The 6,692-nt window shown below is 63.4% G+C and carries 7 protein-coding genes; all 7 read left to right on the top strand.

Features of this window, described 5'->3' with window-relative positions; translation table 11 throughout:
• A partial coding sequence (locus ABIB91_RS25490) for a hypothetical protein (protein ID WP_354168313.1) occupies positions 1-191 on the top strand: 191 nt, incomplete at its 5' end.
• An 84-nt stretch (positions 192-275) separates the two neighbouring features.
• Positions 276-1,577 (top strand): MFS transporter, encoded by a 1,302-nt coding sequence (locus ABIB91_RS25485; protein WP_354168311.1) that lies wholly within the window; start codon positions 276-278, stop codon positions 1,575-1,577.
• Positions 1,578-1,841: 264 nt separating this feature from the next.
• Complete coding sequence (locus ABIB91_RS25480; protein WP_354168309.1) at positions 1,842-3,191, top strand: ABC transporter substrate-binding protein; 1,350 nt, start codon at positions 1,842-1,844, stop codon at positions 3,189-3,191.
• Positions 3,192-3,246: 55 nt separating this feature from the next.
• Positions 3,247-4,176, top strand: a complete 930-nt coding sequence (locus tag ABIB91_RS25475) for an ABC transporter permease (protein ID WP_354168307.1) — start codon at positions 3,247-3,249, stop codon at positions 4,174-4,176.
• A complete protein-coding gene (locus ABIB91_RS25470; protein ID WP_354168305.1) occupies positions 4,173-5,063 on the top strand; it encodes an ABC transporter permease in 891 nt (296 codons plus the stop codon). Before ABIB91_RS25475 ends, ABIB91_RS25470 begins: the two co-directional genes overlap by 4 nt.
• 7 nt (positions 5,064-5,070) lie before the next feature.
• Complete coding sequence (locus ABIB91_RS25465; protein WP_007595769.1) at positions 5,071-6,177, top strand: ABC transporter ATP-binding protein; 1,107 nt, start codon at positions 5,071-5,073, stop codon at positions 6,175-6,177.
• Positions 6,178-6,198: 21 nt separating this feature from the next.
• On the top strand, positions 6,199-6,690 hold the full coding sequence (locus ABIB91_RS25460) for a (2Fe-2S)-binding protein (RefSeq protein WP_354168303.1): 492 nt from the start codon (positions 6,199-6,201) through the stop codon (positions 6,688-6,690).
• The last annotated feature ends 2 nt before the right edge of the window (positions 6,691-6,692 follow it).

The following is a 6,692-nucleotide window of genomic DNA, read 5'->3' as shown; positions in this document are numbered from 1 at the left end:
CAGACCCGAAGACACTCGGCCATCGGCTATATCAGCCCGGTCGAGATGGAGCTAAAATCGGCTTGATCCATGTCCACTTTTTTGGGGGAAGATCAGGTTCTTTCCGCGGCGGGATTCTGGATTGCTTCGTCGCAAGGGCTCCTCGCAATGACGGTGCTGAAGCAGTAGCGCGCAACTGTCACCCACTGTGATCCTCGTCGACGACTATGCCCGGACAAGTTGCAACCGCCATCGCGATTGGCCATGATGGCGCCCAGGAATCTTGGGGCGCGGCAATGACGGCAGCATCGGGGGTCTCCACTGCGGCGGAGAAATCGACGACGGCGCATGTGGTGTGGGCGAGCGCGCTCGGCACGGCTATCGAGTGGTACGACTTCCTGATCTACGGCACGGCCGCCGCACTCGTCTTCAACAAGCTGTTCTTCCCGAGCTTCGATCCCTTCGTCGGCACGCTGGCGGCGTTCTCGACCTATGCGGTCGGCTTTGTCGCGCGGCCGATTGGCGGTGCCATCATCGGGCATTATGGCGACCGGGTCGGCCGCAAGAAGATGCTGGTCGCGACCATGATCGCGATGGGACTGGGCACGTTCCTGATCGGTTGCCTGCCGACCTACAGTCAGATCGGCGTCTGGGCGCCGATCTTCCTCGTCATCTTGCGCTTCGTCCAGGGCATCGGGCTCGGTGGCGAGTGGAGCGGGGCGGTGGTCATGGTGGCCGAGCACGCCGGCAACCGCCGCGGCTTCTACGGCAGCCTGGTGCAGATCGGCTTCCCCGTCGGAGTCGCCGCGTCCACCGGCATTTTCGGTCTGATGACGCAACTGCCCGAAGCGGACTTCTTGAGCTGGGGCTGGCGCGTGCCGTTTCTGATCAGCATCCTGCTCGTCGGCGTCGGCTTCATCGTAAGGCTGAAACTCGCGGAGACGCCGCACTTCAAGGAGGTGCTCGAGCGCAAGGAGGTGCTGGCGCAGCCGGCGCTGGAAGTCCTGCGCCGCGACTGGCGCAGCTTCCTGCTCGCGATCGGCATCACGGTGTCCGAAGTCGGGCTTGCTTATCTCCTCACTGTTTTCACCGTGGTCTATACCACGACGCAGCTCGGCCTGCCGCGGCAGGTGATCCTCAATGCGGTGGTCTATGCCGCGCTCGTCGAGCTCGCGACGTTGCCCCTCGCGGGCTGGCTGTCCGACATCTTCGGCCGCAAAGCGCTGTATCTCGCCGGTGGCGTGTTCTCGGTGGCGCTGGCGTTTCCGTTGTTCTGGTTCCTCGACACCAGGGAGCCGGCGCTGATCACGCTCGCGCTCGTCGTCACGATGACACTGACGCATGCGCTGCTGTTCGGGCCGAAGGCGGCCTTCATGCCGGAGCTGTTCCGCACCCAGGTGCGCTACAGCGGCGCATCGCTGGGAGCCAACGTCGCCGCGGCGCTCAGCGGCGGCTTTTCGCCGCTGATTGCGACAGCACTGCTGGCATGGGCGGGTTCTTATTGGGCCGTGTCGGTCTACATCATCGCGCTGTCGGTCATCACCATCATCGCAACGCTGATAGCGCCGGAGACGGCGCGGGACCAGCTCAGGTCCTGAGGACCGCCTTGATCACGTCTGCGGCGCGAACGGGCCCGCACGTTCGAAGCTATCGGTTTTGTATGCACGTCCTGACGCCTTCTTATGCGCGCTGCCAAAAGCCGGTGCAGCGGGGCGAACCATTAGCCGCGTTTATGCAGCGAATTTTTACTTCCAATTTTACTTCACAACATCCCGCCCATAGCCTCCTGCGCAATTGGTCACATCCGCAGCCGGTCAATGGCGACCGGTGCGCAGCGTTCATCGTAGCCAACGAGGGTTGCCATGCTTGACAGGGACAAGGGGACATCCACTGCCAATCCGGCGGGGACGAGCGACAGGTCTGCGAAAAAGCTGAGCCGACGCACGCTGTTGAAGGGCGCTGCGGCGGTGGCCGGCGCTGCCGCAGGATCGGACGCGATCCGCGGATTCCCAACCATCTGGGCGCAGGAGATCAAGGACATCGAGCTGCGCCATGTCGGCGTGTCCTATTCGGTGGTGAAGGCGATCGGCGACCAGGCGGCCAAGGATCTCGGCTTCAAGGTGACGATGCAGAACCTCGACACCTCCGCTGCCATCAACCGCTTCATAAGCCAGCCTAATACGGTCGATATCGCCGATCTCGAGGGCTGGCAGGCCAAGCTCGCCGCCAAGCGCGGCGTGATCCAGGGCATCGAGGTCAAGAAGGTCAAGGAGTTCGACAACATCCTGCCGATCTTCACCAAGGGGGAGATCGACGGTCACAAGATCCCGCGCCAGGGCATCTCGCCCTACGAGGCCATGTATATCGCCAAGCCCGATTCGACCGAGCTCAACGATGGCGTGACCGAATGGGCGACCTTCCTGCCGCAGGTCTACAACGCGGACTCCATCGGTTACCGCCCCGACCTCGTCGGCCATGAAGTCACGGAATGGAAGGATCTGATCGATCCGAAATTCAAGGGCAAGGCCGCGATCCTCGACGTGCCCGCGATCGGCATCATGGACGCCGCGCTCTGCTTCGAAAGCGCCGGGCTGATCAAGTACGGCAACAAGGGCAACATGACCAAGGAGGAGATCGACTTCACCTGCAACAAGCTGATCGAGCTCAAGAAGCAGGGCCAGTTCCGCGCGACCTGGACCACCTTCGACCAGTCGGTGCAACTGATGGCGGCGGGCGAAGCGGTCATCCAGTCGATGTGGTCGCCGGCGGTTGCCGCGGTGCGCGTGAAAGAAATCCCCTGCGTCTACGCGCCGGTCAACATCAAGAACGGCAAGGAAGGCTATCGCGGCTGGTGCAACGGCATGGGCCTGATGAAGCATCTCTCCGGCAAGAAGCTGGACGCGGCCTACGAATATCTCAACTGGTATCTGTCGGGCTGGCAGGGCGGCTTCGTCGCGCGCTACGGCTATTACAGCCCGGTGCCTTCGACTGCGAAGAAATTCCTCACGCCGGCCGAATGGGCGTTCTGGTACGAGGGCCAGCCCGCGCCGGAGGTGGTCAACGATCCCTATGGCGTTGCGATGGAGAAGGCGGGCACCAAGCGCGACGGCGGTTCGTTCCTCGACCGCGTCAAGAACATCTCCTGCTGGAATACGCTGATGGACGAAGCCGCCTACATGAACAAGCGCTGGAACGACTTCAAGGTGGCCTGAAACCTGCTTTTCCTGACGTGAACGAAGCGCCGGCGTGGCGATGCGCCGGTGCCAAATGACCGAGTTCGAGGCGTTTGCCGACATGCAGCCAAGCCTTAGTCCAGCTCTTAGTCCAGCTCAAACCTCACCACGCGCAAATCTCGCCGGCTGGCTCTACGTGTCTCCGCTCGTGCTGGTGCTCGTGCCATTCTTCGTGGCGCCGATCCTGGTCGTGCTGGCCGCGAGCTTCTTTGCCACCGACGGCTTTGGCGGGCTGACGCCGGGCTTCACGCTCGCAAGCTATGTCGAGGTGCTGCATTCGGCGCTGACGCTGAAGCTGTATCTCGCGACCATCAAATTCACGGTGCTGACCTGGATCTTCACACTGATCATCGGCTTCTTCGTCGCCTACTTCCTGGTGTTCCACGTCCGCAACCAGTTGCTGGCGATTGGCCTGTTCCTGCTCTGCACGGTGCCGTTCTGGACCTCGAACATCATCCGGATGATTTCCTGGATTCCGCTGCTCGGCAAGGAAGGCCTGATCAACCAGGCGCTGCTGGGGCTTGGCGTGATCCGCCAGCCGTTGGAAGTGCTGCTGTTCTCGGACCTGGCGGTCGTCATCGCCTATGTCCATCAGCTCACCATTTTCATGATCGTGCCGATCTTCAATTCCATGGCACGGATCGACAAGAAGCTGATCGAGGCCGCGATCGATGCCGGCGCCAGCCGTTTCGACATCATGCGCCTGATCGTGGTGCCGATGTCCAAGAGCGGCATCGCCCTCGGCACCATCTTCGTCGTCTCGATCGTGATGGGCGATTTCTTCGTGGTCAAGGTGATGTCCGGCGGCGGCTCGGCTTCGGTGGTGAGCGCGTTCTACGAGGACGTCGGCGTGCTGCAATATCCGACCGCGGCGGCCAGCGCAGTGTTGCTGACGCTGGTGCTGGTCGCGATCGTCTCGCTGATCCTGCGCACCGTCGACATCAGGCAGGAGATCACGCGATGAGCGCGGTTCTCGCCGACATGCCCGAAACGGTTGCTCCCGCGACTACCAAGGCGATCGCGCCGAACACAGGCGGCCGGCCGTGGACGTTTTACGCGCTGGCAACGCTGTTTGCGTTCTATGTGCTGGCGCTGTACGGCCCGATGTTCTGTATCTACGTCCTGTCGTTCCAGGACATCCGCGGCGGCCTCGTCTTCCCGATGAAGGGACAGTCGCTACACTGGTTCGTCGATCTCTTCACCCAGGTGCGGACCGGCGACGTCAAGGGCTCGTTCGACCGCTCGATCAAGCTCGCCGTCATTGTCACGGTCATCACGGTGGTTGTCTCGTTCCTCGCCGGGCTCGGTTTTCGCAAGCGCTTTCGCGGCGACACCGTCGTGTTCTACATGATGATCGGCAGCCTGGTCGCGCCGGGTCTCGTGCTCGGCCTCGGCACCGGTCTGTTGTTCCAGGCGCTCGGGCTCAATGCGAGCTGGTACACCTCGGCGCTCGGCGCGCAACTGTCCTGGACGCTGCCGTTCGGCGTGCTCGTGATGTTCGCGGTGATGTCGCGCTTCAACCATGTCTGGGAGGAGGCGGCCTACGACCTCGGCGCCAGCCGCTGGCAATCGATCCGGCTGGTGATGATTCCGGTGCTGGCGCCCGGCCTCGTCGCGGTCGCGCTGTTCGGCTTCACGCTCTCCTACGACGAGTTTGCGCGCAGCCTCCAGACCGCGGGCTCACTGAACACGCTGCCGCTGGAGATCTGGAGCATGACGCTGAACGTCACGTCCCCCTCACTCTATGCGCTCGGGACGGTGACGACGATCGTCTCCTTCATCGTGATCGGCGCAAGCCTGGGCAGCATCGTGCTGATCCAGAAAAAGCGCGGCAGCAGCACAAAGGGTTGAGCTGAGAATGAAGAGTGATCGCGGCGATATCGAACTGGCGGGCGTCTGCAAGAGCTTTGACGGCGTCACCAATGTGGTGGACGGTGTCAATCTCAAGATCGCCGACGGCGCCTATTGCTGCTTCATCGGTCCCTCCGGCTGCGGCAAGACCACGATTTTGCGCATGATCGCCGGCCACGAGGACCCGACCGCCGGCGAGATCGTGATCGGCGGGCAGAACGTCGTCGGTCTTGCGCCGGTGCAGCGGCGCACCGCGATGATGTTCCAGTCCTACGCGCTGTTCCCGCATCTCACCGTGCGCGACAACATCGCGTTCGCCTTGCGCGTGCGCGGCATGTCGAAGGCTGACCGCCTGCGCGCTGCGGATGCCATGATCGAGAAGGTGCGGCTGACGCAATTCGCCGACCGCCTGCCGGCGCAGCTCTCCGGCGGCCAGCAGCAGCGTGTGGCGCTGGCGCGCGCCGCGATCACCGAGCCGAGGGTACTCTTGCTCGACGAACCGCTGTCCGCCCTGGACGAGCAGCTCCGCGTGCAGATGCGCCAGGAGCTCAGGCGGATGCAGCAGGAGCTCGGTATCACCTTCATCCACGTCACCCATACCCAGCTCGAGGCGATCGCGCTCGCCGATCTGGTGGTGGTGATGGAGCAGGGCAGGATCAAGCAGGCGGGCGCGGCCCGCGACGTCTATGCCCATCCGCACGATCGTTACGTCGCTGAGTTCATGGGCGGGCAGAACGTGCTGTCGGGGCGGGTCGAGAAGGTCAACGGTTCGACCTTTACGCTCGCGCAGGCCGCGCCTGATGGCATCGAGGTCCCGCTTCAGGCGCGGTCCACGGTGAGCGTCGGTGACAAGATCGATATCGCCGTGCGCCGCGACGATGTCGCGCTGGTCCGGCCGGGCAGGGAACTACCGCCGGGCTGCACCACGTTGCTGCCGAGTCGTGTGCTCGCGATCGAATACCAGGGATATTTCGTCAAGGTCATGCTCGACACGGTGCCGGACGACGCGTTCGTGGCCTACGTGCCGGAAAAGACCTTCTTCGCGGATCCCTTCACCGTCGGCGACGTCGTGATGGCCACATGGGCCACCGGCAGCGCGCTTCCACTCGCCTAAAGACCCGTCGCGCACAGGAGTATGATCGTGCAGATATCCTTCACACTCAACGGACGGCCGACCACTGTCGATGTCGAACCGGCGATGCTAGTCGCCGAGCTGCTGCGCGAGCGGCTCAACCTCACCGGTACCCATATCGGCTGCGACACCAGCCAGTGCGGCGCCTGCGTGGTGCACCTCGACGGCCTGCCGGTGAAGAGCTGCACGCTGCTCGCGCCCGCGCTCGACGGCGCGACGCTCCTCACTATCGAAGGGCTTCATGGAGCGCCCGGTTCGAACCAGCTGCATCCGATGCAGGAAGCGTTTCGCGAGCATCACGGCCTGCAATGCGGCTTTTGCACGCCCGGTATGCTGATGACAGCGGTGGCGCTCGCGACCGAGAAGCCGGACCTGACGGAAGCCGACGTCCGTCACGGCCTCGAAGGCAATATCTGCCGCTGCACCGGCTATCAGAACATCGTCGTCTCGGTCATGGCTGGCGCTGCCGCCATGAACACCGCGAGGGGAGAGTGACC

Source organism: Bradyrhizobium sp. JR4.3 (assembly GCF_040547695.1).
Taxonomy (GTDB): Bacteria; Pseudomonadota; Alphaproteobacteria; order Rhizobiales; family Xanthobacteraceae; genus Bradyrhizobium; species Bradyrhizobium canariense.
This window is presented reverse-complemented; position numbering and strand designations above follow the sequence as displayed.